The 24527-nt window shown below is 60.3% G+C and carries 23 protein-coding genes; 8 read left to right on the top strand and 15 right to left on the bottom strand.

The genetic code is table 11. The features are described from left to right. Positions 1-33: 33 nt before the first annotated feature. The gene (locus GSF67_RS16480; protein ID WP_006316597.1) at positions 34-726 is read left to right on the top strand and encodes a GNAT family N-acetyltransferase; all 693 of its coding nucleotides are present in this window, start codon (positions 34-36) and stop codon (positions 724-726) included. Continuing rightward, on the top strand, positions 713-958 hold the full coding sequence (locus GSF67_RS16475) for a hypothetical protein (protein WP_006316596.1): 246 nt from the start codon (positions 713-715) through the stop codon (positions 956-958). Before GSF67_RS16480 ends, GSF67_RS16475 begins: the two co-directional genes overlap by 14 nt. Before the next feature lie 80 nt (positions 959-1038). Here GSF67_RS16475 and GSF67_RS16470 read toward each other — a convergent pair whose 3' ends face one another. The 3 genes from GSF67_RS16470 to GSF67_RS16460 form a co-directional block, all read right to left on the bottom strand. Further along, positions 1039-2088: a nickel/cobalt transporter gene (locus tag GSF67_RS16470; RefSeq protein ID WP_006316595.1), complete on the bottom strand. Its 1050-nt coding sequence runs from the start codon at positions 2086-2088 to the stop codon at positions 1039-1041. Next, positions 2082-2723 (bottom strand): DUF1007 family protein, encoded by a 642-nt coding sequence (locus tag GSF67_RS16465; RefSeq protein ID WP_006316594.1) that lies wholly within the window; start codon positions 2721-2723, stop codon positions 2082-2084. Before GSF67_RS16465 ends, GSF67_RS16470 begins: the two co-directional genes overlap by 7 nt. Before the next feature lie 95 nt (positions 2724-2818). Then, positions 2819-3997, bottom strand: coding sequence for a hypothetical protein (locus GSF67_RS16460; protein ID WP_006316593.1), 1179 nt, complete (start codon positions 3995-3997; stop codon positions 2819-2821). A 269-nt stretch (positions 3998-4266) separates the two neighbouring features. On the opposite strand from GSF67_RS16460, the gene GSF67_RS16455 reads away from it, so the two are divergent. The 3 genes from GSF67_RS16455 to GSF67_RS16445 all read left to right on the top strand — a co-directional run bounded on the left by GSF67_RS16455 (position 4267) and on the right by GSF67_RS16445 (position 7128). Continuing rightward, positions 4267-4554, top strand: a complete 288-nt coding sequence (locus tag GSF67_RS16455) for a hypothetical protein (protein ID WP_006316592.1) — start codon at positions 4267-4269, stop codon at positions 4552-4554. Between the two features lie 537 nt (positions 4555-5091). Then, positions 5092-5739, top strand: a complete 648-nt coding sequence (locus GSF67_RS16450; RefSeq protein ID WP_006316590.1) for an outer membrane protein — start codon at positions 5092-5094, stop codon at positions 5737-5739. A 207-nt stretch (positions 5740-5946) separates the two neighbouring features. After that, a complete protein-coding gene (locus GSF67_RS16445) occupies positions 5947-7128 on the top strand; it encodes an MFS transporter (RefSeq protein ID WP_006316589.1) in 1182 nt (393 codons plus the stop codon). Between the two features lie 212 nt (positions 7129-7340). On the opposite strand, the gene GSF67_RS16440 is transcribed toward GSF67_RS16445, so the two are convergent. The 3 genes from GSF67_RS16440 to GSF67_RS16430 form a co-directional block, all read right to left on the bottom strand. Further along, positions 7341-8333, bottom strand: coding sequence for a WD40 repeat domain-containing protein (locus GSF67_RS16440; RefSeq protein WP_006316588.1), 993 nt, complete (start codon positions 8331-8333; stop codon positions 7341-7343). A 236-nt stretch (positions 8334-8569) separates the two neighbouring features. Then, positions 8570-9697 (bottom strand): GTP-binding protein, encoded by a 1128-nt coding sequence (locus GSF67_RS16435; RefSeq protein WP_006316587.1) that lies wholly within the window; start codon positions 9695-9697, stop codon positions 8570-8572. A 115-nt stretch (positions 9698-9812) separates the two neighbouring features. Continuing rightward, positions 9813-10613, bottom strand: a complete 801-nt coding sequence (locus GSF67_RS16430; RefSeq protein ID WP_006316586.1) for a creatininase family protein — start codon at positions 10611-10613, stop codon at positions 9813-9815. Between the two features lie 79 nt (positions 10614-10692). On the opposite strand from GSF67_RS16430, the gene GSF67_RS16425 reads away from it, so the two are divergent. From GSF67_RS16425 to GSF67_RS16415, 3 genes are all read left to right on the top strand, one after another. Next, a complete protein-coding gene (locus GSF67_RS16425) occupies positions 10693-11202 on the top strand; it encodes a MarR family winged helix-turn-helix transcriptional regulator (RefSeq protein ID WP_006316585.1) in 510 nt (169 codons plus the stop codon). Between the two features lie 133 nt (positions 11203-11335). Beyond that, complete coding sequence (locus GSF67_RS16420; RefSeq protein WP_004433466.1) at positions 11336-12358, top strand: LacI family DNA-binding transcriptional regulator; 1023 nt, start codon at positions 11336-11338, stop codon at positions 12356-12358. Positions 12359-12842: 484 nt separating this feature from the next. Continuing rightward, entirely contained in the window at positions 12843-13805 is a 963-nt protein-coding gene (locus GSF67_RS16415) for a 2-hydroxyacid dehydrogenase (protein WP_006316583.1), read from the top strand. Between the two features lie 134 nt (positions 13806-13939). On the opposite strand, the gene GSF67_RS16410 is transcribed toward GSF67_RS16415, so the two are convergent. From GSF67_RS16410 to GSF67_RS16370, 9 genes are all read right to left on the bottom strand, one after another. Next, positions 13940-15067 (bottom strand): Gfo/Idh/MocA family protein, encoded by a 1128-nt coding sequence (locus GSF67_RS16410; RefSeq protein WP_006316582.1) that lies wholly within the window; start codon positions 15065-15067, stop codon positions 13940-13942. A gap of 223 nt (positions 15068-15290) precedes the next feature. After that, entirely contained in the window at positions 15291-16103 is an 813-nt protein-coding gene (gene iolB, locus GSF67_RS16405; protein WP_003519834.1) for a 5-deoxy-glucuronate isomerase, read from the bottom strand. Positions 16104-16288: 185 nt separating this feature from the next. After that, positions 16289-17197, bottom strand: a complete 909-nt coding sequence (gene iolE, locus GSF67_RS16400) for a myo-inosose-2 dehydratase (protein WP_006316580.1) — start codon at positions 17195-17197, stop codon at positions 16289-16291. Position 17198: 1 nt separating this feature from the next. After that, a complete protein-coding gene (gene iolD, locus GSF67_RS16395; RefSeq protein ID WP_006316579.1) occupies positions 17199-19025 on the bottom strand; it encodes a 3D-(3,5/4)-trihydroxycyclohexane-1,2-dione acylhydrolase (decyclizing) in 1827 nt (608 codons plus the stop codon). After that, the gene (gene iolC / locus GSF67_RS16390) at positions 19022-20938 is read right to left on the bottom strand and encodes a 5-dehydro-2-deoxygluconokinase (protein WP_006316578.1); all 1917 of its coding nucleotides are present in this window, start codon (positions 20936-20938) and stop codon (positions 19022-19024) included. Before iolC ends, iolD begins: the two co-directional genes overlap by 4 nt. Before the next feature lie 205 nt (positions 20939-21143). Then, complete coding sequence (locus GSF67_RS16385; protein ID WP_006316577.1) at positions 21144-21959, bottom strand: MurR/RpiR family transcriptional regulator; 816 nt, start codon at positions 21957-21959, stop codon at positions 21144-21146. Positions 21960-22060: 101 nt separating this feature from the next. Beyond that, positions 22061-22777 carry an ABC transporter ATP-binding protein gene (locus GSF67_RS16380; RefSeq protein ID WP_176072046.1) on the bottom strand — a complete coding sequence of 239 codons (717 nt, stop codon included), beginning with the start codon at positions 22775-22777 and terminating at the stop codon, positions 22061-22063. Beyond that, a complete protein-coding gene (locus tag GSF67_RS16375) occupies positions 22758-23522 on the bottom strand; it encodes an ABC transporter ATP-binding protein (RefSeq protein ID WP_006316575.1) in 765 nt (254 codons plus the stop codon). Before GSF67_RS16375 ends, GSF67_RS16380 begins: the two co-directional genes overlap by 20 nt. After that, positions 23519-24526: a branched-chain amino acid ABC transporter permease gene (locus tag GSF67_RS16370; RefSeq protein WP_006316574.1), complete on the bottom strand. Its 1008-nt coding sequence runs from the start codon at positions 24524-24526 to the stop codon at positions 23519-23521. Before GSF67_RS16370 ends, GSF67_RS16375 begins: the two co-directional genes overlap by 4 nt. Position 24527 lies beyond the last annotated feature (1 nt).

Genomic DNA, 24527 nt, shown 5'->3' with positions numbered 1-24527 from the left:
CCCTAATCCTTCTCCCAGCAAATGGGGAAGAGAATGCGCGATCTGAGTGATTTCAAAGGATGTCCGGCGCCCAAGCCGGTGGTGCTGAAAGGCCGTTACGTAACCGCCGAACCGTTCGATCGTGAAAAACATCTCGCCAAACTCTGGACAGCACTTGGCGGCGAGGGCGTGAATGCGCTGCTCAAATATTTCCCGCAAAGCGCCTTTCCCGATGCCGATGCCTTTGGTGACTGGCTCATCGATGCTGGCCAGAAGCTCAACTGGGTGACGCTCATCTTTGTCGAAAATGCCACCGGCGAGGTCGTCGGCATGGCGAGCTACATGCGGCCCGATCCCGCCAATGGCGTGGTGGAGGTCGGTTCCGTCGCCCATGGCGCGAAGATGAAGCGCTCGCCGCTTGCGACGGAAGCCCATTATCTGATGGCGAAACATGTGTTCGAGGATCTGGGATATCGCCGTTACGAGTGGAAATGCCACAATCAAAACGAGCCCTCCAAGATCACCGCGAAACGGTATGGTTTCACCTTCGAGGGTGTTTTCCGCCAGCATATGGTCTCGAAGGGGCAAAACCGCGATACGGCGTGGTTTTCGATGATCGACGGTGAATGGCCGCTGATCGGCAGGGCCTTCGAAGCCTGGCTTTCGCCTGACAATTTCGCCTCTGATGGCAACCAGAAGCGCAAGCTCGAGGATATCCGCGCGGAGCTGACCAATGCCAGTGCCTGAGAAACCGACATCTGCAAAGCCGACCAGCGGCAAGAAGGATTGGTCGCCGGCCATCGCCGCCGCCCTCATCATCATCGGCTTCGGGCTGGTCTTCTTCGTCATGCCGAAGATCATGTTGTGGCTGGGTGATTATTCGCCCTGGCTCGCCGCAGGTTTTGGCACGGTGGCGGTGCTGTGTTTTTTCCTGCTGTTCTGGCTGCGGGCGCGGTATCAGCGCCGCCGCGACGGGTAGGGCACTAAAATAGGCTCTACTTCTTCGTTTTATCGCATTTTCCGGGCGTAAAACCGCTCCGCAGTTTTACTGGAAATGCTTCAGAACTGAAGCGATGCGCCGAGCAATAACAGCCCCATGATCAGCACGAAAAGCGCGCCGGCGATTTCGATCGCGTGGCTGATGCCGGCGGCCTTGCGGCTGCCGGGGCCGGCGAAGCGCACGGCAAGCCCCTTGGCGGAAACGGCCATGATGGCGAGAGCCGATACCGTGATGGCGGTGCCGAGCGACATGGCGAGCACGGAAAGCACGCCACCGAGATAAAGCCCGTTCAAAAGCGCAAAGCTCATGACGATGATCGCGCCGGAGCAGGGCCTGAGGCCGACCGCGATGATCGCCGACCATGCTTCATGCAGGCTGAAATTTTTGCCCTTCAACAGCATGGGATCGGGTGCGTGCGACTTTCCGCAGGCGGTGCAGAGATCGCCGGTGCCGTTATGATCATGGTCAGCAAAGACCGGCTTGCCCTGGAACCGCAGCCCCGTGCCCATGCCGGTGGTCCTGGTCATGGGGGTTTCGCCCGCGGTGACGAAGACGGGCACCGGCTCGCGCCGGATGCGTAGCGACCAGAGCTTTCGCACCAAGAGCCAGGCACCGAACAGCGCTACCATCGCGAAGCTGGCGATCTCCATCGCCTGCGTCGCCTTGGTCATGGTGATGGAGGTGCCGCGCAGCACCAGCCAGGCCGCGCCGACGAGGCCGATGGCCATCAAACCCTGAATGAGCGCGGAGACGAAGGAAATCAGGATGCCGCGTCTCAGCTGCGTTTCATTGGCGATCATATAAGACGAGATAACCGCCTTGCCGTGACCGGGGCCGGCGGCATGGAAAACGCCATAAGCAAAGGAAAGGCTGATCAGCGAACCGAGCGCCCAGCTATCCTCGCGCATCGCCTTCAGCGCGCCGGTCAGCGCCCGGTAGAACATCTGCTGGTGCACGTTGATCCACTGCATCAGCGGCGCAAAGGGCCCGCCGACGGAAAAGGATGGCTCCGCCGAACCGATGCCGAGCGGCGACTGGGCATGGGCCGCACCGGCAGCCGCGATGAGGCCGATGGCGATGGCGGCAAGGTTTGCCCTGCGGCTCAGCATGATATCTCCAGCCGGGTGGCGAAGAGTTTTGTCATGTCGGTGCCCGTCGGATCGTTGAAGAAGGCGTCGGTGAGCGAACTCTGGTTCTGCGAGATTACCTCGTCGGGATCGGGACGCACGATATGGTGCTTGCAGGCATTCAGATCCTTGCCCTCGGTGGCGATATCACCGTCCTTGGCAAAATCGATCGCCGTATACATGGTCGGATCCCAGGCGCCGAAGCTGAGCTTGCCCTTGATGGCCAGAGGCTTGGCCGGCTTCACGGAAAAGAACATCAGGATCTGCTGATCCTTGTAGTCCACATGAATGGCGTCGGGCTTGCCGAATTCCACCGGTTTCCCGTTGGCGGTGATGAAGGTGTAATAGGAATATTCGGCAAGCGATTCCTTGACCGTATTGCCGATCTCGGCCAGCTCGTCCTTGTCCAGCTTCAGGTCGCTGTTCTTGTCGTAATCCATCACCACGCTTGCCGAGAACATCTCGTCAAAACGCCAGATGTTGCGTACTTCCTGAATGGTGCCGTTCGGCCCCTCGACGATTTCCATGCGGGCTTCCGCGAAGATGTGCGGATGCGCCGAAGCGGCAATGGGAATGGAGGTCAGGCCAGCCGCAAGAAGCAATAGTCGTCTGTTCATTATCCGGTCTGTCCTGCCTTCGAATCTTGAAGGCTCGACTCTAGCAGAAATTGGGACCGAATTTCGACCTGATCCCGCGCCGCTCCCGGGAGACGTCAGAAGGTGCCGCTGAAACGCGATGTGATGCTGGAGCCGTCATAAGCGAGGTCGGTATCGCGTTCGCCATGCAGCAGGCGATTAAATTCCAGTTCCAGCTTGCTGCTCTTGCCGGTATCAAAGGTCAGTGTAGCCACCAGCCTGCGCTCGCTGCTGTCGTAATTGTAGTAGATCCAGTCCTTCTGAACGCGCCGCAGGGCAAGATCGAGCCCCACCTTCTCGGTGAGCCTGCTTTTCATGACGAGCTGCCAGCGGCGGTGAAATTCGGCGATGGAATCGTCCGGATCAAAAAGCGCATAGTCCTGCGAATAGCCGATACCGAAGGCGAGGCGCTCGCTGGCCTTCATTTCTGCTTCCGCCCGTAGATAAGGCCGGGTGCGCTTCACCTTGTCGCTGATCTCGTCACCGGAAATGGTGGTGAGACCCGCCTCGGCCAGGACCGCGAAACGCTCGGAGAACTTGTAGCCATAGGCCAGCGAGCCGCGCAGCGTCTGGGACGGGAAGCGCTCATATTTTTCCTGCTGCCCTTCCGGCACGAGAATGCGGTCATAGGCGATGGTCAATCCCGCCTCGCCGCCGGCGAGCGGGCGCACATGTTCGGCCTTCAGCGATAAAAGCGCCTCATTGGCTTCCAGCCGGGTGGGCATGAAATAGGCCGGGCGGAACCGCGCCTTGCCTTTCAACAGGCTGGCATAACTTGCCGTCAGCGTGTTCTTGCCGCCGAGCGCCAGGATGCCGAGCTGGGAAGAGGCTTCCAGCTTGTGATCCAGCCGTCGGTAACCGATGTCTTCTTCCGGCAGATGCAGGAAGATATCGCCGGCATCGCTGCGGGTGCCGCGCAGCTCGATGGCCCATTCCAGCCTGTCGGAAAAGCGTTTCGTCAGTCCCAATGCCGCGATGGTATTATGTTCATTGGCGAAGCTGTAGCGGGGGAGGCGGACCTCCTCATGCTCGAGCGAATAACGCAGCTCCGCACCCTCAAGCACGACCTTGCCATTGAGCCCCAGACCGGCACGCAGCGAAATTGCGCTCAGCCGGTTGGTGTCGGCGAAATAATTGCTGTCATAGGCGATGCCGGACTTGTAGGTGACATTATGCTCATCGGCGCTTTCACCCGCCCGCGCAACGGAGGCACAGGCAAGCCCGAGAACAAGCGCGATATATCCCCCCAGCCGCATTCGCATCTCCGGTCTCTAATTAAGCAATATCTTATATTTGGATGGTTAATAAAGTCTCCCGCGCCATTTTACTGTCGCCACGTCGCTGTCGGACACCAATGCCGCAATAGAGGCGAACGAATGAAAGACAGATACATAAAATTCTATTAAAATCACCAGTATTAAAGTTAATTGTTTATTGTAATATTAGCCTTTGCTTGAATTAGAATCCTCTAAATATACAGTTCAGTTACGCCAGATGGCGTGATCAAACATAAGAGGAGAGAGAAATGATTGCTAAATTTGCTTGTGTCGCCGCTATTCTTACTGTCGCTTCCGTTGGTCAGGCCAATGCGGGCGGTCTTCTGGGTGGCATCCTGTCCGGTAACAGCAACAAGGGCGGCGCCCTCGTCGTTGTCTCGCCGAGCATCGATCTCGGTGTCAGCGGTATCCTGTCCAATAACGGGATCCTGAACGGCAACAAGACCGGCATCCTGAACGGCGTGCTCAACGGCAACAAGACGTCCGTCGATGGCATCGACAACAAGAATGACGGCGGCAAAAAGCGCCGGCACTGAGGGACGAAGAAAGGGATGGCGAAACCCTTGGCTTTCGCCATCCCGCTCCGAAGCAATGGCTCGGAAATCGACAGGGATTTTCGACGCAGACGATGCGCGCAGCACATGGACCGGCAAAGACCCGAGTTTGCGCATGTATGGCAAGGCGCTGCCGGCAAGAACAAACGGCGCATCGTGTGACTGCAAGGGAGCCTTCGGGCTCCCTTTTTTTGTTGGCTTTACCGCCGATGACTGCACACACAAAAGTGCGGGATGGCCACTACTCATGATGGTTTTTGTGACGCGATGGCAGCCACTATATGTCACGGCGGACAGTCCGGGATCATTCGCGTGAATTCTAATTTATATTTGGTAAATATTGAAAATATTAATCGGAATACGTTCGACAAGTGTCTTTTTGTCTAGGCTGTTTACGTGATTTTAACCACGATGTTCTTCAATCTAGGGGTGCGTCAACCCCGTCATCACGCTGCGTTTCTGGTCGCGAAATACTCGCATCACGCAGGTGGCGGGATGGTATTTTCAAGGAGCTATCGCATGTTGAAACAATCTCTTCTCGCCCTCGGCCTGCTCGGCATCCTTTCCGGCGCCTCCGTTGCCGCCGATGCCGTCGGCGACATCCCAGCAGCACCGGCCGTCAATGACGTTGCGCCTGCCTTTTCCTGGGACGGTGTTTATGTCGGTGCCTCGGCCGGTTATGGCTGGAACCGCGTGAAGTCGACCACCTTCGGTGTCACCACCAAGCACGAATTTGACGGCGGCCGTTTTTCCGGTTTCGCGGGCTATAATTTCGAAGTCGCCCCCTCCGTCATTCTCGGCGTCGAAGGCGATCTCGGTTACGCCTGGGGCGACAAGACCATCGTCACCAGCGAGGTTTCCGCAGGCCTGAACGGCTCTGCACGTCTGCGCGCCGGTTATGCGATCGACCGGGCGCTGATCTACACCGCCGCCGGTTACACCGCGACGGACAGCGAAGTGAAGGCGCCCTTCGGTGAGGACAGCAAGGTACTGCACGGCTGGACGGTCGGCGCGGGTATCGACTACGCCTTCACCAACAACCTGTTTGGACGCGTCGAATATCGTTACAACGACTTCGGAAAGGCAACCTACCATACCGGTCCGATCACTTCGAAAGGTGACGTCAGCGAACATGTCGTCAAGGTTGGCCTTGGCGTGAAGTTCTGACGGTTATCCCGTTTTCGACAAGGGGCGGCGCAGGTATTGCGCCGCCCCGGCACCCCGGGGAACGCCAAGGGAAGCACACGCGTCACGTGTCGTGCTTCGCGGGAAACGAAAACAAACATCGCCTTCCGCCTGGGCTTGAACAGCATACCCTTTTGATGTGATGGTGGCGCCCAATCCACTCCCGCTGCCAGTCTCCAGTCGATTCCCATGTTACAGAAAAGCACGTCGCCGGGCGCTTTTGATCGTCAGGCCTATCTGATCGCGCTGCTGGTTTTCATCGCCGGCAGCACCAATGCGGCTGTCGTGCCGTTTATCGGCTTTTATATCATTCAGGTGCTCGGTCACCCGCCGGCCACGCTTGGTCTCTACAGCGTGACGGCAATGGTGGCGTCGATCATCGCCAGCCGTTTCTATGGCGAGCGCGTGGATGCCGGCGTGCGGGTACGGCCATTGCTGCTGCTCTCTGTGTTCGGTGCTTTTGTCGCAGCGGCAGCGGCGACCTCCGGACACCTGGCATTGCTGGTGGCGGTGACGGCAACGGGCATGGGGCTTTCCAATGCCGCCAGTACCCTGATTTTCAGTTATGGCCGCTACTATGGCCGGGTAAACGCACTGGATGCGCCTTCATATAACGCCTTCCTGCGCACAATGGTGTCGCTGGCATGGATGCTGCTTCCGGCCGCGGCCTACCTGATCCTCGATCTTGCCGGGGCGAAAGCCGTTTTCATGAATGCCATGATGATGGCAGCGATCTGGGCCGGGCTGGCGCTCGCCATTGTGCCGCGCGGCCAGACCTGTCCGATGGAACGGCGGGCAGACGGTGATGCCGATGCGCGTCGCAACCTGCCGCTGCTGATGGCGGCGGCGGCCAGCTTCTGCATGTCTTTCGCTCACGCGCTCTGCGCCTCGGCCCTGCCTGTGTTTCTGGTGCGCGAAGTGGGCCTGCCGGATTACGTGCCGGGCCTGTCGCTCAGCGTCAAATGTGCCATGGAGGTTCTGCTGATCCTGCTTGCGCCGAGGATCATGCGCCGGGTCAGCGCCCGGATCCTGCTTGGCGTCTCGGCGGTGATGGCGATCATCGCTTTCAACATCATCGCTTCGGTTCAGACTTTGCCGGCCATGCTTGTCGGTGCGGCAATGGAAGGCGCCTATTACGGGTTGTGCGCCGGCACCTGCCTGACCTTCGTGCAGGGCTTCGCGCGCGGCCGCACGGCACGGGCAACCGCGCTCTACATGAACTCCATCTTCCTTGCCGGCCTGTTTGCGGCGCCGTTAATGGGGTTCGTGTCGCAATATGCGAGCTTCGGCACGTCGATCCGGCTGGCTTCGGTTGGCGCGGGTGCAGCGCTGCTGTTGCTGTTCCTGACCCGACGTCAGGTGAGTGAATAGGATTTTGCTGAGGATTGACTGTGGCCGTGGCATCGCGGACACCCCTCATTCCTGTGCTAGTCACAGAAATTCAGTCGACGCGCGTCTGCGCGACGGGAAAGGTTCTTGCAGCCCAAGGACTTGGGCTGGCTGGATCCCTGTGACAAGCACAGGGATGAGGGAAGAGAGCACGTCGCGAAATGGAATCAGCCCGCTGGGCGGCCAACCACACTTTAAGCCGAAATATCAATAATCCCGCAATCGCCCGCTTCCGAGGCAAAGGCGAGCAGATTGCCGGTGGCGCTCCAGTCCATGCTGGTAATGGCGCCCTTGCCCGGGCGGCGCAGCAAGGCTTCCTTGCCGTCCGCGAGCCGCACGCCAAGGATCATGCCGTCGATGAAGCCGATGGCGAGCACGTCTTCCACCGGGTGGAAGGCGACATTGGTGGCCATGATGTTGGCGCGGCTGCCGAGTTCTTCCGGGGCCTTGCCCATCGGGCCGTCCTTGCCGGAGAACGGCCAGACGATGGCAGCGGGCGCGCCTGATGAGGCGAGCCACTTGCCTTTCACCGACCATGAGATGGACTTCACCTTGGCGGGATAACCCGTCATGCGCATGTGGCGGGCTTCCATGCCGCCCTTGGTGGCTTCCATCTTCCAGCCATGCAGGGCGTTTTCCTGCATGGTGGTGACGAGGAACTTGCCGTCGGGCGAGAATGTGACGCCGGTATGGGCGCCCTTCCATTCCAGATCGACGGGATCGCCCGCTGTCGCCACCCAATGCAGGGTCACGCCGTTATAACGGGCGACGGCAATGCGCAGGCCCTTCGGCGCAAAGGCAATCGCTTCCACCGTGCGCTCTTCCTTGAATTCCTTGACCGTGCCGTCCGACAGCCGCACGAAGCTGGACTTGCCGACACCATAAGCGACCGCCTTCTGCGGCCCGCCGGCAACGACGCCCACCCATTTGCGTGGCACATTGGCGATTTCGCTGATGCTGCCATCATGGCCGATGCGCAGCACGCGTCCGTCTTCGCCGCCGGAAAGCAGCGTGGCGCTATAGGGATCACGGATGCAGGTCAGAAGCCCGTCATGCGCCTCAGTCACCTTCTCGCCGCCATCCAGCCGGTGAATGGTGCCGGCGGCGGTGGCAAACAGCGGAATGTCACCGAGAAAATGGGTCGAGACCACGTGGCCTTCGATATCAAGCGGGGCAACAGTCGGCATGGGGCATCGGTCTTTCATATGTGTGTCTGATGGGACGACGTGGTGTCGGCCCGGCGGTCGCCATAGTTCTATGAGGATTGTTTGCGTCCGTCGAGTCGTAAGTCTTATCCGTCATTCCGGCAATTAGCCAGAAGCCGGAACAATCAAGTCATTGATTGGAAACGGCTTATCGCTCACGATACGGATGCGCCGCAGCGCCGCCCCGGCTCAGGGCCGGGGTGACGGAGGGATAAGGATCAGGCCGTCGCGAGGCAGGCTTTGAAGCTGTTTTCCAGCTTCTCGCGATCCATTTCGCGGCCGATGAAGACGAGGCGGCTTTCGCGCTTTTCGTCTTCCTTCCACGGGCGCTGGTGATCACCCTCGATGATCATGTGCACGCCCTGCACTACGTAACGTTCCGCATCGCCCTTGAAGGCGATAATGCCCTTGAGGCGCAGGATGTTCGGGCCATCGGTCTGGGTGACCTTCTGGATCCACGGGAAGAACCGCTCGGGGTTCATTTCGCCGCCGCGCAGCGAAACCGACTGCACCGTGACATCATGGATCGGCGAGACCGCGCCGTGGTGGTGATCGTGGCCATGGTCGTGCGCATGGTCATGATGCCCGTGGTCATGGTCGTGATGATGGTGGTCATGGCCGTGATCGTGCCCATGATCATGATGGTGATGATCGCAATCGGGGCCGCAGGCATGATCCTCATGGCCGTGCTCGAGGAAATGCGGATCGTTTTCGAGCGCACGTTCCAGGTTGAAGGCGCCCTGATCGAGAACTCGGGCGAGATCGACGCCGGAACGGGTGGTCTTGTAGATGCGGGCGGAAGGATTGATGGCGCGCACGATATCTTCGATGCGGGCCACTTCCTCCGGCGTTACGAGGTCGGTCTTGTTGACGACGACGACATCGGCAAAGGCGATCTGGTCTTCAGCCTCGCGGCTGTCCTTCAGGCGCAGCGGCAGGTGCTTGGCGTCAACGAGGGCAACAACCGCATCAAGCTCGGTCTTGGCGCGCACGTCGTCATCCATGAAGAAGGTCTGTGCGACGGGCACCGGATCGGCAAGGCCTGTCGTCTCGACGATGATACCGTCGAAACGGCCGGGACGGCGCATCAGGCCTTCCACGACGCGGATCAGGTCGCCGCGCACCGTGCAGCATACGCAGCCATTGTTCATTTCGTAGATTTCCTCGTCGGATTCGACGATCAGATCGTTGTCGATGCCGATCTCGCCGAATTCATTGACGATGACAGCGTATTTCTTGCCGTGGTTCTCGGAGAGAATGCGGTTGAGAAGCGTCGTCTTGCCGGCGCCGAGATATCCCGTCAGGACGGTGACTGGAATGGGCTTGGCTGGTGCTGTTTCGGTCATGGAAACCTCGTGTGGAGCAAGGCCGGTCGCGGCCTTAAGGAATAAGTGTCGTCGTCCATATAGGCGCGACGTTCGGGCAGTTCAAAGGGATTCTGGCCGGTTTCGGCTGAGTTTTTCAAATTTTGTTATGAAATAACGTTATGTCAAAAGCGTGGACATCTTCAAGCAGTTCGAGAAGACCGTCGACCGCGTGGGAAATCAGCCTCTCGCCCTTTTCGGCTGAGGCGGCGGCGGCGTTTCCGGCAACGCCATCCGGGTTTAAATCGCTCATCAGCCAGCCGAATGCGTGCGGGCCATAAGCGCGCAGATGGCTGAAACGTTGTGCGAAATCGCTCTGACGCGAGGGGAAATTGGCGGCCTTTTCCATCGCCACGAGTTCTGGATGAAGCGCCAGCATGACGGATGTTTCGATATCGCCGCCATGGATATCGACCGCCTTGTCTTCCGGTTTCACGATATCGGCCGGCACCCCGAAACGGGTCCAGCTGGTGGCGACCGCCAGCATGCCGAAACGGGCGCGGGCCTCGGTGGCGACGATGGTCATCAGCGGTGAATTGCCGCCATGAGCATTCAGCATCACGAATTTGCGCACGCCTTTTTCATATTCCGCCTCCGCGGTGCCGAGCCAGCGCTCGATGGCCTCGTCGTAACGCAGGGTCTTCGTGCCCGGCACATCCATGTGCTCGATGGAATAACCGACCGCCTCCACCGGCAGGAAGGAGACCGGCAGATGGGCCGGCAAAACCGCGGCGAGGCGGGAGACGATGCCCGCCGCAATCAGCGTATCGGTTTCGAAGGGCAGGTGGGGGCCGTGCTGTTCGTGCGCGCCGAGCGGCAGGACAGAAATTGCACCTGTTGCGCGAAGATGAGGGTCTGTTACGTTTTCGTCGTGATAATGCGTGTATGAGTTTGGCATCTGGCAGTCCGCGCGTGCATTCGGTAAGGATTTCCAGCAACATATATCGGTTCCGCCACAGGGTAAAAGGCACTCGCATATGAGCAAGGACAAATCCGGGCATAAGGACAAAAGCGCCAAGAAGGAAAAGGGCAGCAAGAAGGTAAAGGACGTCAAAAAAAGGGATGAGAATTTCAACCCCGAGGAACTGGCGCAATCTATCACCCAGGCGGCCCGCTCCATGCGCACGGCGCTGAGCCACAGCCTTTCCGAAAGCGGGCTTTATGCCGGACAGGACGGCGTTATCCTGGCGCTGGCGCAGGAAGGCAGCCTGACACCCGGGCAGATCGCCCAGAAACTCGGCGTCAAGGCGCCAACCATGACGCGCACCATCGGCCGCATGGAAGCCCAAGGTTTCGTGGAACGCAGCGGCGACGATGAGGATGGCCGTGTGACGCTGGTGAAGCTGACGGAAGCGGGCCTGAAGAGTGTCGACCACATCAACACATCAATAGCGGATTGCGGGGCGAGGGCCATAGAGGGGCTTTCGGCCAAGGATATTCGCAACGTTGTTAAACTTCTCAAGGCAATCGACGCCAATCTTCAATAATTTGTTGAAATTTTTAAACGCGCCCTCTGTTTTTATGGGCATTCCTTAAACAGGTTGCGGATTTTGTTTAAATTGTTTAATTGCGATTTAAACAGGGACGTCCGTCGCTGACATGCGTTTGGGGAGGAATGCCATGGCACAAAAGGTTAAACTGTCGACGATTGCCGAAAGCCTCGGTCTTTCGACCGCCACCATTTCCCTGGCATTGCGCGATAGCCCGCTGGTTGCTTCCGATACGCGTGACAAGATCAAGGAACAGGCGCGGGCGCTGGGTTATATCTACAACCGCCGCGCCGCCAGCCTGCGCACCTCGCGCTCCGGCATTGTCGGCGTGGTGTTCCATGATGTGATGAACCCCTTCTATGGCGAAATCCTGAAAGCCATCGAAAGCGAGCTGGACCGCAGCCGCCAGACCTTCATTCTGTCCAACCATTATGATTCGGTGGAAAAACAGCGCACCTTCATCGAAACGCTGCTGCAGCTCGGCTCTGATGGCATCATCATGTCGCCCGCCATCGGCACGCCGATCGAGGACATGACGCTGGCCGAAGAAAACGGCATGCCCGCCATCCTCGTGGCCCGTTCGATGGACGGCGTCGACATGCCGACCTATCGCGGCGATGACAGCTACGGCATTTCGCTCGCCACCAACCACCTCATCAGCCTCGGCCACCGCACCATCGCCATGGTCGGCGGCACCGACCAGACATCGACCGGCCGCGACCGGTATCAGGGTTACGTCAATGCTCTGCGCAAGGCGGGCATCGAGGTTGATCCGAACCTGCGTATTCCCGGCCCGCGCTCCAAGCAGGGCGGCTTTGAAGCGGCGGTGCATTTCCTGTCGCTGCCGCAGAAGCCTACAGCTGCCGTCTGCTGGAACGATCTCGTCGCCATCGGTCTCATGAACGGCATTTCCCGCGCGGGACTGGTACCGGGCGTCGATATCTCCGTGACGGGATACGACGATCTGGAAGAAGCGGCCATCGCCACGCCGGCGCTGACCACCGTTTCCAACGGCCAGGCCGAGGTCGGGCGTCTTGCGGCCCGTGCGCTGCTGGACAGGCTGGCGGGCAGTCACGAGCCTGACGGTATTCACCTGATCAAGCCGGAAATGCGCATCCGCCAGTCGACGGGGCCGGTGCGGCCGCGGGTTTGAGCTTGCCGAATGGGAGAGGAGCGATCTTTGCGGCGCGCGTATCCATCTCCGGTGTTGGCCTGAAATCCTACTGACGTGCGCCCGCGCGACGGGAAGGCTTCTTTTAGGGGAGGTGGGTCATGCAACCTGCACCGACGTCATCCTCGGGCCTGTCCCGAGGAGCTGCAACGTACTGATTTGTCGATGTGATTAGAGCCTTGGGACATGCCAAAGGGTGACGTCGCGAGAAGCTTTATCCTTCGCGCGAGATGCTCTTGATGCGAAGTTTCTTCAGAAATTCACACCCAGTAGCGATGAACCAGTCCGGCATGGCGGCGAGCGATGTGCCGCATAAAAATCGGCATGAAACTTCCGTCTGCCCCCATAACATCCCCTTATTGGCCTTTTCACGGCCGCCGTTGTTTGAAAAGATCGCTGCCTATAGGAGCGGTTCGCCCAAAGCCCGCTCCTGATATCGGAATGTTATCTGGAGGAATATCCGCTCATGTCTGACAAAAAGGCCGTCGTTCTCGTTCCCGGCAAGATAAACCCGCGCGTTCTCGAACGCCTTGAAGGCAAGGTCGAGATCGTGGCAGTGCCTGCCGGTGCCGAGCCGGTTCTGCCTGAGGGTGCGGCCGAGCGCATCAATGCCATTGCCGTTTCCGGTGTCGTTAACGCCAAGTGGATCGACGCACTGCCGAAGCTTGAGATCATCGCCAATTTTGGCGTGGGTTATGACGGCGTCGACGCCAAACACGCCGCCACGCGCGGCATCGTGGTGACGAATACGCCCGATGTGCTGAATGACGAAGTGGCGGATACGACGATTGCGCTGTTGATCAATACCGTGCGCCGTCTTTATCAGGCCGAGACGTGGCTGCGTGATGGCAAATGGGTTGGCGAAGGTCCGTTTGCGCTATCGCCGTTTTCGTTGCGCGGCCGCAAGGTCGGCCTCTTCGGCATGGGCCGCATCGGCCAGGAAATCGCCAAGCGGCTCGAGCCCTTCAAGGTGGAAATCGGTTACCATACCCGCAGCAAGCGCGACGAACTCTCCTACACCTATTACGGTTCGCTGAAGGAGATGGCTGAGGCCGTCGATATCCTGATCTGCATCGTGCCCGGCACGCCGGAGACGCACAAGGCGATCAATGCCGACATCCTGACGGCGCTTGGGCGTGAGGGCGTGTTCATCAATGTCGGCCGTGGCTCCAGCGTCGATGAGGATGCGCTGCTGCAGGCGTTGCAGAGCGGTGCTTTGGGTGCTGCCGGTCTCGACGTGTTTTATGCCGAGCCGAAGGTGCCGGAAGCTTTCCTCGCCTTGCCGAATGTCTCCCTGCTGCCGCATGTCGCCTCCGCCTCGGTTCCGACGCGCAACGCCATGGCCGACCTGGTGGCGGACAATATTCTCGGCTGGTTCAGGGATGGCAAGGTGCTGACACCGGTGCCGGAGACGCCGGTCAAGGGGTAAGGCCTTTCCTCCATCATCCTCGGGCTTGTCCCGAGGTTCCAACCACGTCGCGTTAAATCGATCGGTTGCAGATGCCCGGGACAGGCCCGAGCATGACGAAAGAGGTGAGCTTGGCGCTCACCTCCTGTCTGTCCCTATTCCGCAATCTCCTCCGCCCTTACCCAACGCCCTTCGGCAAACGACCGCGCCATGGCGTGAATGCTGCGCTCGATCTTCAGCCCTTCCTCGAAATCGATGATATGGGCCTTGTTGCCCTCGATCGCCGCGATCAGCTCACGGCATTCGATCACCTTCAGATCGTTGAAACCGAGGCCGTGGCCGGGGGCGGGGATGAAGCGGTCATAGGGCTTGTGGTGGGGTGCGGTGAGGATGGTTCTGAAACCCTGTTCTTCCGGCCGTCCATCCGTGGTGTAGAGCTGGAACTCGTTCATCCGCTCCTGATCAAACAGGATCGAGCCGGTGGAGCCGTAAATCTGGATGGCGATGCGGCCCTTGCGGCCCCAGGCGGAGCGGTTGGCGATGAGCACGGCGGAAATGCCGCCTTCGAGCTTCAGGAGAACGCTGGCAAGATCGTGGGTCTCGACAGCGCGTTCGCCGCCGCCGGCAAGCGGGCGGGTCTCGTAAGGTTTTACCATGTCGGTGATGGCGCTTTCGGCATGGCCGAACAGGGCGTAAAGCAATGACAGCGGGTGAACGGCGAAATCATCCAGCGCACCGTATCCGGAGGACGCTTCGCTCTTCCAGTAGAAGGGCTGGGTGGCGTCCGCCATGAAGTCCTCGTCCATTTCGGCGCGGACGTGATAGACATTGCCGATAGCGCCCTCATCGATCAGGCGGCGAATGTGGCGGATGACGGGGTTCTGGATATAGTTGTAACCCATCGCCGCCGCCTTGCCGGAACGGCGGGCGGCATCGCGCATCTTCACCGCATCGGCAAAGGCGGGCGCCATCGGTTTTTCGCACCAGACATGTTTGCCGGCCTCAAGGGCGGCAATTGCCATTTCCGGGTGAAAGGCGTTCGGCGTGGTGACCGAGATGACGTCGATCTCGGGATCGGCCAGCAGGTCGCGCCAGTTACCTGTCGAGCGGGCGAAACCGAATTCGGCGGCCTTCTTCGCCGCCAGCTCCGGATTGACCTCCGCGAGCGTCACCAGCCGTGGGCGCTCCACATCGCCGAAGACACTCGTGACGTTATTCCACGCCAGCGCGTGGCATTTGCCCATGTAACCCGTGCCAATAAGGCCCACGCCAAGAGCGGCCATGGTCTCTCCTCCCGAAATTATTAGAATAAAATCAACGACTTATCGCTTCTATTTTCTCTGAATTGCAATGGGCGCTCCCAAGTTTCACCGCCCTCATCCCTGTGCTTGTCACGGGGATCCAGCCAGCCCAAGTCCTGGGCCTCAGAGGAGTCCTTACCCGCCGCGCAGACGCGCGCCGGCTGGATTCCTGTGACAAGCACAGGAATGAGGGACGTCGTGCGTCTCAGGGATTATCCCGCTTGAAAATCCAGTCGTGATCCGGGTGGTTCTTGAAGCGCCATTTGCGCATCGGTCCCGCCATCACGTTCAGATAATACATCTCGTAGCCATAGGGCGCACCGCAGGGGTGGTGGCCCTTGGGCACCAGCACGACATCGCCGTCAGACACGGCCATGGTCTCGTCCAGCGAGCCATCCTCGGTGAAGACACGCTGGAAACCGAAACCCTGCGCCGGGTTGAGGCGATGATAATAGGTCTCTTCCAGATAGGTCATATCGGGATAGTTATCCTCATCATGCCGGTGCGGCGGATAGGATGACCAGTTGCCCGATGGTGTGAACACTTCCGTCACCAGCAGGCTGTCTGCCACATCGCGCTCTTCCATGGCGATGGGGAAGATATACCGTGTATTGGCGCCCTTGCCGCGTTCCGTCAGTTGCACACCATTGGGCCCGATCTGCTGCGCCTCGCGGCTGCCTTTTTCGCCGGGTGCGGTGCAGACGCCAACGGTGCAATCCGTCGTGGCGGTCAGCGACCATTCCGAACCGGCCGGAACATAAACGCAATGCGGCGGCTTGCGCTCGAAGACGTTCATGCGGTCGCCGAGTTCACCGAAATCTTTGCCGCCTGCGGAAATCGTCGCCTTGCCTTCGACAAGCACGAGGATGACTTCCGTATCGCCGGTGTTTTCCGCTGCCGTCTCACCCGGTTTCAGGCGGTAGAGGCCGAAACCGACATAACCCCAATCCGCGCTTTGGGGCGTGATATCGTGCACCTTGCCGCTTGTCGCGACCGGCTTGCGCAGAAGTGAGGTCATGGTGATGTTCCTTTTTGGTCAGTCGTTCAATTTATCGGGCGGCTATTCCCGCGTTTCCCTCATCCCTGTGCTCGTCACAGGGATCCAGCCAGCCCAAGTCCTTGGGCTGAGAGGAGTCTTTGCGTCGCGCAGACGCGCGTCGGCTGGATTCCTGTGACAAGCACAGGAATGAGGAAGAAAAGGCTTCAAGCAGCCTCAGCCTTGTCCAGCCCCGCCTCGCGCGCAAAAGCCTTCAGCGATTTCAGCCCGAGGCTCTGATATTCGAACGGGTTGCGCACATCAGGGTCCTGCTCGGCTTCGATCACCAGCCAGCCGCTGTAACCATGCTCGGCCGCCACCTTCAGCACAGGCGGGAAGTTCACGCCGCCTTCGCTGTCGCCGGGCACCGTGAACACGCCGCGGCGAACGCCTTCGAGGAAGGAAAGCCGCTCATTGCGCACCTGATCGGCAATCACCGGCCGCACGTTCTTGGCATGGATATGGCCGACGCGGCCCATATATTTCTGTGCGACGCGGACGGGGTCACCGCCGCCGAACAGGCAATGGCCGGTATCGAGCAGCAGATGCGTCTTCGGCCCGGTATGCTTCATCAGGAGGTCGATTTCCTCTTCGCTCTCGACCACCGTTCCCATGTGATGGTGGTAAACCAGGGTGATGCCCTGCCCAGCAGCAAAAGCAGCCAGCGCCTCGACACCGGCGCCAAACTTCGCCCAGTCTTCGGCCGCAAGGCGCGGCCGGTCGACCAGCGCCGTGTCATCGGCGCCGTGGATGGCGTTGGAGGTCTCGCAGACGATGATGACCTTCGAGCCCATGGCTTTCAGGAGATCGAGCGCCGGCTGCATCGCCTTCTTTTCAGACTCGATGTCGTCGGTCAGAAGGTTCAGAGAATGCCAGCCGGAAACGAAGGAGAGGCCGCGCGGTGAAAGCACGCCCTTCAGGCCTTCCGGGTCGGTCGGAAACTTGTGGCCCTTCTCGATACCGTCGAAACCGATCTTGGCGGTCTCATCGAGGCATTGGTCCAGGCTGATATGGGCGCCGAGCGTTCTATCGTCGTCGTTGGACCAGGCGATGGGGTTGGTGCCGTAACGGATCATCTTACTGTCTTTCCTTGACATGGTTTTCATAACGAACGCGGGCCGGGCCGATTTCGGCGCGGTCGGAGACTTCAGGCACCGCGACATCCCACCAGTGACCACCGGCCTGCGGGGTTGGATAGGGGTCGGTATCGATGACGATGACGGTGGTGCGGCTGGAAGCGCGGGCGGCGGCAAGTGCCTCTTCCAGTTCAGCAATGGTAGAAACCTTGCTTGCATCCGCGCCCATCGAGCCGGCATGGGCGACAAAGTCGATGGCGATCGGATTGACGTTGGTATGAGCGTAGAGGTTGTTGAACTCCGCGCCGCCGGTTTCCATCTGCAGGCGGTTGATGCAGCCATAGCCCCTGTTGTCGGTGATGACGAGCGTGATCTTGACGCCCATGCCAACGGATGTCGCAAGCTCGGAATTCATCATCATGTAGGAGCCGTCGCCGACCATGACGATCACGTCGCGGTCCGGTTCCGCCATCTTGATGCCGAGGCCGCCGGCCACTTCATAACCCATGCAGGAGAAGCCATATTCCATGTGATAGGAGAGCGGCAGCTTTGATTTCCAGAGCTGATGCAGCTCCCCCGGCATGGTGCCTGCGGCACACATGACGACGGTATTGTCCCGCGACTGGCGCTGCACCGCGCCGATCACCTGCATGTCGGTGGGCAGGCTGTTCACATGCTCCTCGCCCGGTGCGGCGGTATCGGCATCGGCCTTTGCGAACCATGCTGCCTTGAGGCCGGCATCCGGCGCCGCGTAACGGTGGCTGCCGAGGGCGGCGGAGAGTTTTTCAAGCCCGATCTTCGCATCCGCCGTCAGGCTGATGGCGTCATGCTTGGCGCTGTCATAGGGCTGGACGTTGAGCGCGAGGATCTTGCGGCTCGGGTTCTTGAACAGCGCCCAGGAGCCTGTTGTGAAATCCTGAAAGCGGGTGCCGACGCCGAAGACCAGATCGGCCTTCTCGCTGACGATATTGGCGCTTTCCGCGCCGGTAACACCGACCGGGCCGAAATTGAGATCGTGATCCCACGCAAGCGCCGATTTGCCGGCCTGTGTTTCAACGACCGGAATGGAATGGGTTTCGGCAAAACGTTTCAGCGTCTCGGTGGCACCGGCAAAATGCACGCCACCGCCGGCAACGATGATCGGGTTCTTTGCGGCCTTCAGTGCGGCAAGCGCTTCTTCGAATTCCACCACATCAGGTTCCGGGCGGCGCTGGCGCCAGATGCGCTTTTCGAAGAAACTGACCGGATAGTCATAGGCCTCGGCCTGAACATCCTGGCAGAAGGCAAGCGTGACCGGGCCGCAATCGGCAGGGTCCGTCATGGTGCGCATGGCGCGGGGAAGGGCCGTCAGCAATTGTTCCGGGCGCATGATACGGTCGAAGTAGCGGCTGACCGGACGGAAGCAGTCATTCACCGTCATCGTGCCGTCGCCGAAATCTTCCAACTGCTGCAGCACGGGGTCGGGACCGCGATTGGCAAAGACATCGCCGGGGATCAGCAGAACCGGCAGGCGGTTGACATGCGCCAGCGCTGCCGCCGTCACCATGTTGGCGGCACCGGGGCCGATGGAGGAGGTGACCGCCATGGCGCGGCGGCGGCGCAGTTGCTTGGAATAGGCGATGGCCGCATGGGCCATGGATTGTTCGTTCTGGCCGCGATAGGTCGGCAACTCGTCGCGGATGCCATAAAGCGCCTCGCCGATGCCGGCGACATTGCCATGGCCGAAAATCGCCCACATGCCGGCGATATAGGTTTCGCCATGTTCATTCATCTGCGCGGCGAGGTAACGAACCATAGCCTGCGCAGCCGTTAATCTGATTGTCTTCACGCTGCCTCTCCCTTTTTGGCGCGCGCCTCATCCCATATGCGGCACAGGCTGGTATAGCGCTGCGCCATGTCCTTCACCGCTTCCTCATCGGTGATCTTGCCACCGAGCCAACCCCGTGCGGCGTCGGCAAAAATCGTGCGGCCGACGGCGAAACCTTTGACCAGATCGAAGCCGGCGGCAAGGCGGAAGCTCTCCTCCAGCTCGCTTTGCGGTGCGTCGAGGCCGAGAACGACGATGCCCCGCACGTAAGGATCGTTGCGATGCACGGCGTCGCAGGCATTTTTCCACGCCGCGCGTGTCTTCATCGGCTCCAGCTTCCACCAGTCGGGATAAACGCCGATCTCGTAGAAGCGCTCGATGATGCGGGCCGCGGTCAGATCGTCTGTCGGGCCGACCTTGGAGGGAATGACCTCCAGCAGCATTTCCAGCCGGTTGCGCCGTGCCGCCTCGAACAGACGCATGACCGTCTCTTCCTGCGCGGTGCGCATCTCCTCGGTGTCATCGGGGTGATAGAAGCACAGAACCTTGACGACATTTTCAAGCGGCCATTCGGAAAGCCCGCCGAAATCCTTGCCGAGATCGGGTTCCAGCGTCAGCGGGCGCGAGCCCGGCCATTCCACCGGACGGCCGATCCAGAGGCCAGAACCGCTGGCGGCAAACAGGGCGTCGCGGCCAAGACGGCCGTCGCAGAGAATGCCGTAACCCGGCTCACCACCGGAAACTTTCTGTGCGGCCTGAAGGCAAAGCTTCTTGAAAGCGCCGATCTGCTCGTGTTTCACGCCAAGTTCGTCGGCGATGGCCTCCAGCTGCATGCGGTGGTCGAAGGCGAAAACGCGCATCGTGTCCCAGTCGCCCTTGCGGTTGGTGGACCAGTGCACCTGCTCCAGTGCCTCGTCCTTGCGCAGCGCCTTGTTGCGAATGCCGGCCTTGAAGAAATATTGCAGCTCTTCCCAGCTCGGATAGGCTGGCGTGCAGCCATGGCGGGAGACGGCGAAGGCGCCGCAGGCATTGGCGTATTTCAGCGTCGTCGGCCAGTCTTCGCCGCGCAGCCAGCCACGGAACAGACCGGCCATGAAACCATCGCCGGCACCGAGAACATTGAAGACCTCGATCGGGAAACCTTCGCCCGTCTGGCCGTCATCGAGACTATCAGGGATATCGCCGGTGAAGACCGAAGCACCCATCGGACCGCGCTTGCACACCAGCGTCGCATTCGAGACTTTGCGCACGGCGTTGAGCGCGGTCAGCGTATCGGTGGAGCCGCCGGCGATGTGGAATTCCTCTTCCGTGCCGACGATCAGATCGAAGAGATGTAGAGTGGATTGCAGCTTGGCGGTGACCTTCTGCGATTCGACGAAACGGCTTTCGCCATCGCCATGGCCGGCAACACCCCAGAGATTGGGACGGTAATCGATATCGAGTGCGGTCTTTGCACCGTTTTCACGGGCGAGCTTCAGCGCCTTCAGTACGGCAGCTTCCGTGTTCGGATGCGACAGATGCGTGCCAGTGGCGCAGATGCAGCCGGCGTCGGCAATGAAGTCGGGATCGATATCGTCTTCGCTGAGCGCCATGTCGGCACAGTTTTCACGATAGAAAATCAGCGGGAACTGGTTCTGGTCACGAATGCCGAGCAGCACCAGCGCGGTCAGCCGCTCCGGGTCTGTCTTCACGCCGCGCACGTCAACGCCTTCACGCACCAGCTGTTCACGGATGAAACGGCCCATATGCTCATCACCCACGCGGGTAATGACAGCACTGTTCAATCCAAGGCGCGCAGCACCCGCTGCGATATTGGTGGGAGATCCGCCAATATATTTGGCAAAGGAGGCCATGTCCTCCAGACGGCCGCCGACCTGCGAACCGTACAGGTCGACAGACGAGCGCCCGATCGTGATAAGATCAAGTTTTTTCAAAAGGTTTCCTCCTTAGCACCGCACGCTGGCGCGGTCTGCCTCATGTGTGTCGAGCGGATCAGGCAACCATGCCGCCAGCTATCGCCATCCCGCTCCGGTGAGCCTCCTCCGCTCACTTGTCCCGTCACGAGACGGACAGTCGTGGAATGCCCGTTTCATGAATTTGGATCATAAATTCTATTTTTTCCATTTTCAATAAAAATATTCAGGCTGTCTTGCGTGTTCCCACAGCAACCGCCAGCGTGATGGCGAGACAGAGCGTGGCCGAAAGCGAGCGGAATGCGCCGAAATCGATTTCCGTCACCGTCAGGAGCGTCGCACCGGATTTCCGGAGCGGATTGACCGCGGAATCGGAAAGCGCCACCACCGGAATGCCGTTGGCGCGGGCGTTTTCCGCCAGTTCCAGCGTCTCAGTGGAATAGGGGGAAAAGGTGATGGCGATCAGCGCATCGTCGGATGAAATGGCACTGATATTGCCGAGCCCGCCAACGGCGCTGTGCAAAACGGCCGGCACCTTCATCTTCTCGAAGGCGTAGGCCAGATAACTGGCGATGGGGAATGAGCGGCGCAGACCCATAATATGCACGGTGCGCGCCTTGGAGAGCGCCGAAACCGCCTCGTCCAGCTGCTTCGTATCGACTGATTTCAAAAGCATTTCGAGCGAAGAACGGCCGGCTTCGACGAATTCCGCCAGCAGGCCGGCGGCGCTCTCGTCGCCCTTTTCACGCAGGTGATCGAGCCGGGTGGCATAATCCGGCCAGCCGCCGACATAGGATTCACGAAACAGGCGCTGCATTTCCGAAAAGCCGGAAAAACCCATGATCTGGCAAAACCGCATGAAGGCCGAGGGCTGCACGCCGGCCCCTTCGGCCATTTCGGCGACGGTGGAAACGGCAATGCGATCCTGGTTGGAGGCGACATAATCGGCACATTGCCGCAACCGCTTCGGCAGGCCCTCCGCCACCTGGAGCAACCGCTCCTCAAAAGCCTTCACCGAATCTGGCGCCTCGATTGCCGTCATTGTCATTCCTTTGTGCAGACTGAAATCGTGTGCACTTTAGCCGCAATGGAATTTTTATTCCATTGGGTTTTTTGGAAGCCGACGAATGAGGGTGAGATGGCTCAGTGCAACCCGCCAACCCCGAGATGCGTGTCGATAATACCGGGGTTCTCCGCAAGCTCGCTCGACGGCCCTTCCCAGACGATGCGGCCGCGTTCCATGATGATGGCGTGGTCGGCGAAATCGATGGCCATCTGGATGCGCTGTTCGATGAGAAGAATGGTCATTTCGCCCGATTGCGCGAGTTTGGAGAAGGCGGCCATCAGTTCTTCGCAGATGACGGGCGCGAGGCCTTCGAGCGGTTCGTCGAACAGCAGCACGCGCGGCTGGCCGAGAATGGTGCGGGCGGTGGAGAGCATCTGCTGTTCGCCGCCGGAGAGTTGCGAGCCGAGGTTGCGGCGGCGCTCCTTCAGGCGCGGAAACAGCGTGTAGGCTTCCTCGATGGCCGATTTCGGCCGGGTCTTGAGGCCGACGAAGAGGTTTTCCTCCACCGTGAGGGTGGGGAATACATCGCGGGTCTGCGGCACGTAACCGAGGCCGGCCTTGGCGCGGGCAGCACTCGGCAAAGCGGCGATGTCCTGTCCGCCGATGCGGATATCGCCGGCAAACCGTTTCGTCTGGCCGGCCAGCGTGGCGAAGAGGCTGGTCTTGCCGACGCCGTTGCGGCCGAGCACGGCAAAACGCGAGCCCGATGGCACGGAGAGCGACAGGCCCTCGATGACCTTTGTCGGGCCATAACCGGCGGTGAGGTTGGCGATTTCAAGCGGCGCTGCGGGCATTGGCGTAACTTCCGAGATAGGCTTGGCGGACTTCCGCATTGCTGGTGACATCTTCAGGGGAGCCATCGAAAATGACGGCGCCGGCCGCCAGAACGACGACGCGTTTGGCGAAACGGAAGACCAGATCCATGTCGTGTTCGATCATCAGGATCGCGAGATCGGCCGGCAGCCGGTCTAGCGCCTGTTCGATGCGCGCCGTTTCCGTGGAAGGCACGCCCGCCGCTGGTTCGTCGAGCAGCAGGATTTTCGGGCGAAGCGCCATGGCAAGCGCGATCTCGATCAGCCGCTGCTGGCCATAGGCGATTTCGCGCACCCTTGTTTCGGCAAGCGCCAGAAGACCGAGCGTGCCGAGAATGTCGCGGGCTTCGCTCATCACCAAGGGCATGGCGCGGTAGCGGCCGAAAATCCGGGCCGTTTTGCCTTCGCGCTGGAGAATGGCGAGCGCCACATGTTCCTCGGGCGTCATGTCCTGAAACAGCCGGGTGACCTGGAAGGAGCGCACGAGGCCGCGCTTCACCCGTTGGCTGGCGCTGAGGTTTGTGACGTCCTCCCCGGCGATGCGCACCGTGCCGGCTGAGGGTTTGATATTGCCGGTGACGAGATTGACGAAGGTCGTCTTGCCGGCGCCATTGGGGCCGATCAGCACCGTACGGTCTCCCGGCGAAAGCGACAGCGAGACATTGTTGGTGACGACAAGGCCGCCGAAATTCTTCTGCAGGCCGGAGACTTCGAAAATGGCGCTCATTTGCGATCTCCCCGCAGGCGCGCGATGATCTGTTCACCCGCGCCGTAAAGTCCGCGCGGTGCAAAGAGCACGACGGCAATCAGCAGCAGGCCGACAATGGTGAGCCAGTGGAACGGATTGGCCGCGGAAACCACATCCTCGAACCACATGAAAGTGACAGTGCCGATCAGCGCGCCGTAAAGCGAGCCCGCGCCGCCGAGAACCAGCATGACCAGCCCCTCGGCCGAAAGCGTGAAGCTGAGGCTGTCGAGGCCGACAACCTGGGTGGAGATGGCGTTCAGCGCGCCGCCAATGCCGGCGACGATGCCTGATATCACGAACATCTTCAAAATCGTGCCGTTCACAGAGCCGCCCATGGCCTGAATGCGGACGCTGTCCTGCTTGACGCCGCGGCACAACATGCCGAAAGGCGAATTGACCACGACCCTGAGGGCGATGAAAACGAGGAGCAGCAGACAGACGCCGTAGACATAGGCGGTACGGCCGAAAAGGTCGAATTCGAAGGTGCCGAACAGGGCGTCCGGGGAAACACCTGACAGACCGTCGCTGCCGCCTGTCCAGCCGGATGCCTTGTTGGCCGCCTCATGGAACAAATGGATGACGGCGATGGAAAGCACCAGCTGCGGCAGGCCGTGGGCGCGCAGCAGCACCGTGCCGGAGAGCAGCCCGGCCACACCGCCCGCTGCCGCGCCGATTACGGTCATGAGAAGCGGGTCGGTGATCTCGAAATGGGCAGCGGCAATGCCGGCGGCATAGGCGCCCGCGCCGAAGAGTGCGGCATGGCCAAGCGTGGCGACGCCGCAATAACCGGTGACGAGATCGATCGACAGCACGAGAAGCGCAATGGCGATGATGCGGGTCAGAAGCGCCAGATTATCCGGAAACAGGAAGTAGCCGATGATGGCGGCGGCGATGATGAGAAGCGGCCCGGCGACAGCACGCAGCGGTGAGCGTGCCTTCGGGGTGTCTGCCGTTTCAGTCACGTCGTTCATGAGCACCGCCATC

Source organism: Agrobacterium sp. CGMCC 11546 (assembly GCF_013365515.1).
Classification (GTDB): Bacteria; Pseudomonadota; Alphaproteobacteria; order Rhizobiales; family Rhizobiaceae; genus Agrobacterium; species Agrobacterium fabrum.
The sequence above is the reverse complement of the archived record's forward strand: the minus strand, read 5'-3'. Positions and strand labels throughout refer to the sequence as shown.

Excerpts from the sequence above, each read along its gene's own strand:
- GSF67_RS16455 (WP_006316592.1), top strand. The coding sequence starts at position 4,267 with ATGATTGCTAAATTTGCTTGTGTCGCCGCTATTCTTACTGTCGCTTCC.
- GSF67_RS16470 (WP_006316595.1), bottom strand. The coding sequence starts at position 2,088 with ATGCTGAGCCGCAGGGCAAACCTTGCCGCCATCGCCATCGGCCTCATC.
- GSF67_RS16435 (WP_006316587.1), bottom strand. The coding sequence starts at position 9,697 with ATGACCGAAACAGCACCAGCCAAGCCCATTCCAGTCACCGTCCTGACG.
- iolB (WP_003519834.1), bottom strand. The coding sequence starts at position 16,103 with ATGACCTCACTTCTGCGCAAGCCGGTCGCGACAAGCGGCAAGGTGCAC.
- GSF67_RS16465 (WP_006316594.1), bottom strand. The coding sequence starts at position 2,723 with ATGAACAGACGACTATTGCTTCTTGCGGCTGGCCTGACCTCCATTCCC.
- GSF67_RS16475 (WP_006316596.1), top strand. The coding sequence starts at position 713 with ATGCCAGTGCCTGAGAAACCGACATCTGCAAAGCCGACCAGCGGCAAG.
- GSF67_RS16430 (WP_006316586.1), bottom strand. The coding sequence starts at position 10,613 with ATGCCAAACTCATACACGCATTATCACGACGAAAACGTAACAGACCCT.
- iolE (WP_006316580.1), bottom strand. The coding sequence starts at position 17,197 with ATGATCCGTTACGGCACCAACCCCATCGCCTGGTCCAACGACGACGAT.
- GSF67_RS16460 (WP_006316593.1), bottom strand. The coding sequence starts at position 3,997 with ATGCGGCTGGGGGGATATATCGCGCTTGTTCTCGGGCTTGCCTGTGCC.
- GSF67_RS16380 (WP_176072046.1), bottom strand. The coding sequence starts at position 22,777 with ATGCCCGCAGCGCCGCTTGAAATCGCCAACCTCACCGCCGGTTATGGC.
- GSF67_RS16480 (WP_006316597.1), top strand. The coding sequence starts at position 34 with ATGCGCGATCTGAGTGATTTCAAAGGATGTCCGGCGCCCAAGCCGGTG.
- GSF67_RS16440 (WP_006316588.1), bottom strand. The coding sequence starts at position 8,333 with ATGCCGACTGTTGCCCCGCTTGATATCGAAGGCCACGTGGTCTCGACC.
- GSF67_RS16420 (WP_004433466.1), top strand. The coding sequence starts at position 11,336 with ATGGCACAAAAGGTTAAACTGTCGACGATTGCCGAAAGCCTCGGTCTT.
- GSF67_RS16375 (WP_006316575.1), bottom strand. The coding sequence starts at position 23,522 with ATGAGCGCCATTTTCGAAGTCTCCGGCCTGCAGAAGAATTTCGGCGGC.
- GSF67_RS16450 (WP_006316590.1), top strand. The coding sequence starts at position 5,092 with ATGTTGAAACAATCTCTTCTCGCCCTCGGCCTGCTCGGCATCCTTTCC.
- GSF67_RS16445 (WP_006316589.1), top strand. The coding sequence starts at position 5,947 with ATGTTACAGAAAAGCACGTCGCCGGGCGCTTTTGATCGTCAGGCCTAT.
- GSF67_RS16385 (WP_006316577.1), bottom strand. The coding sequence starts at position 21,959 with ATGACGGCAATCGAGGCGCCAGATTCGGTGAAGGCTTTTGAGGAGCGG.
- GSF67_RS16410 (WP_006316582.1), bottom strand. The coding sequence starts at position 15,067 with ATGGCCGCTCTTGGCGTGGGCCTTATTGGCACGGGTTACATGGGCAAA.
- GSF67_RS16425 (WP_006316585.1), top strand. The coding sequence starts at position 10,693 with ATGAGCAAGGACAAATCCGGGCATAAGGACAAAAGCGCCAAGAAGGAA.
- GSF67_RS16415 (WP_006316583.1), top strand. The coding sequence starts at position 12,843 with ATGTCTGACAAAAAGGCCGTCGTTCTCGTTCCCGGCAAGATAAACCCG.
- GSF67_RS16370 (WP_006316574.1), bottom strand. The coding sequence starts at position 24,526 with ATGGCGGTGCTCATGAACGACGTGACTGAAACGGCAGACACCCCGAAG.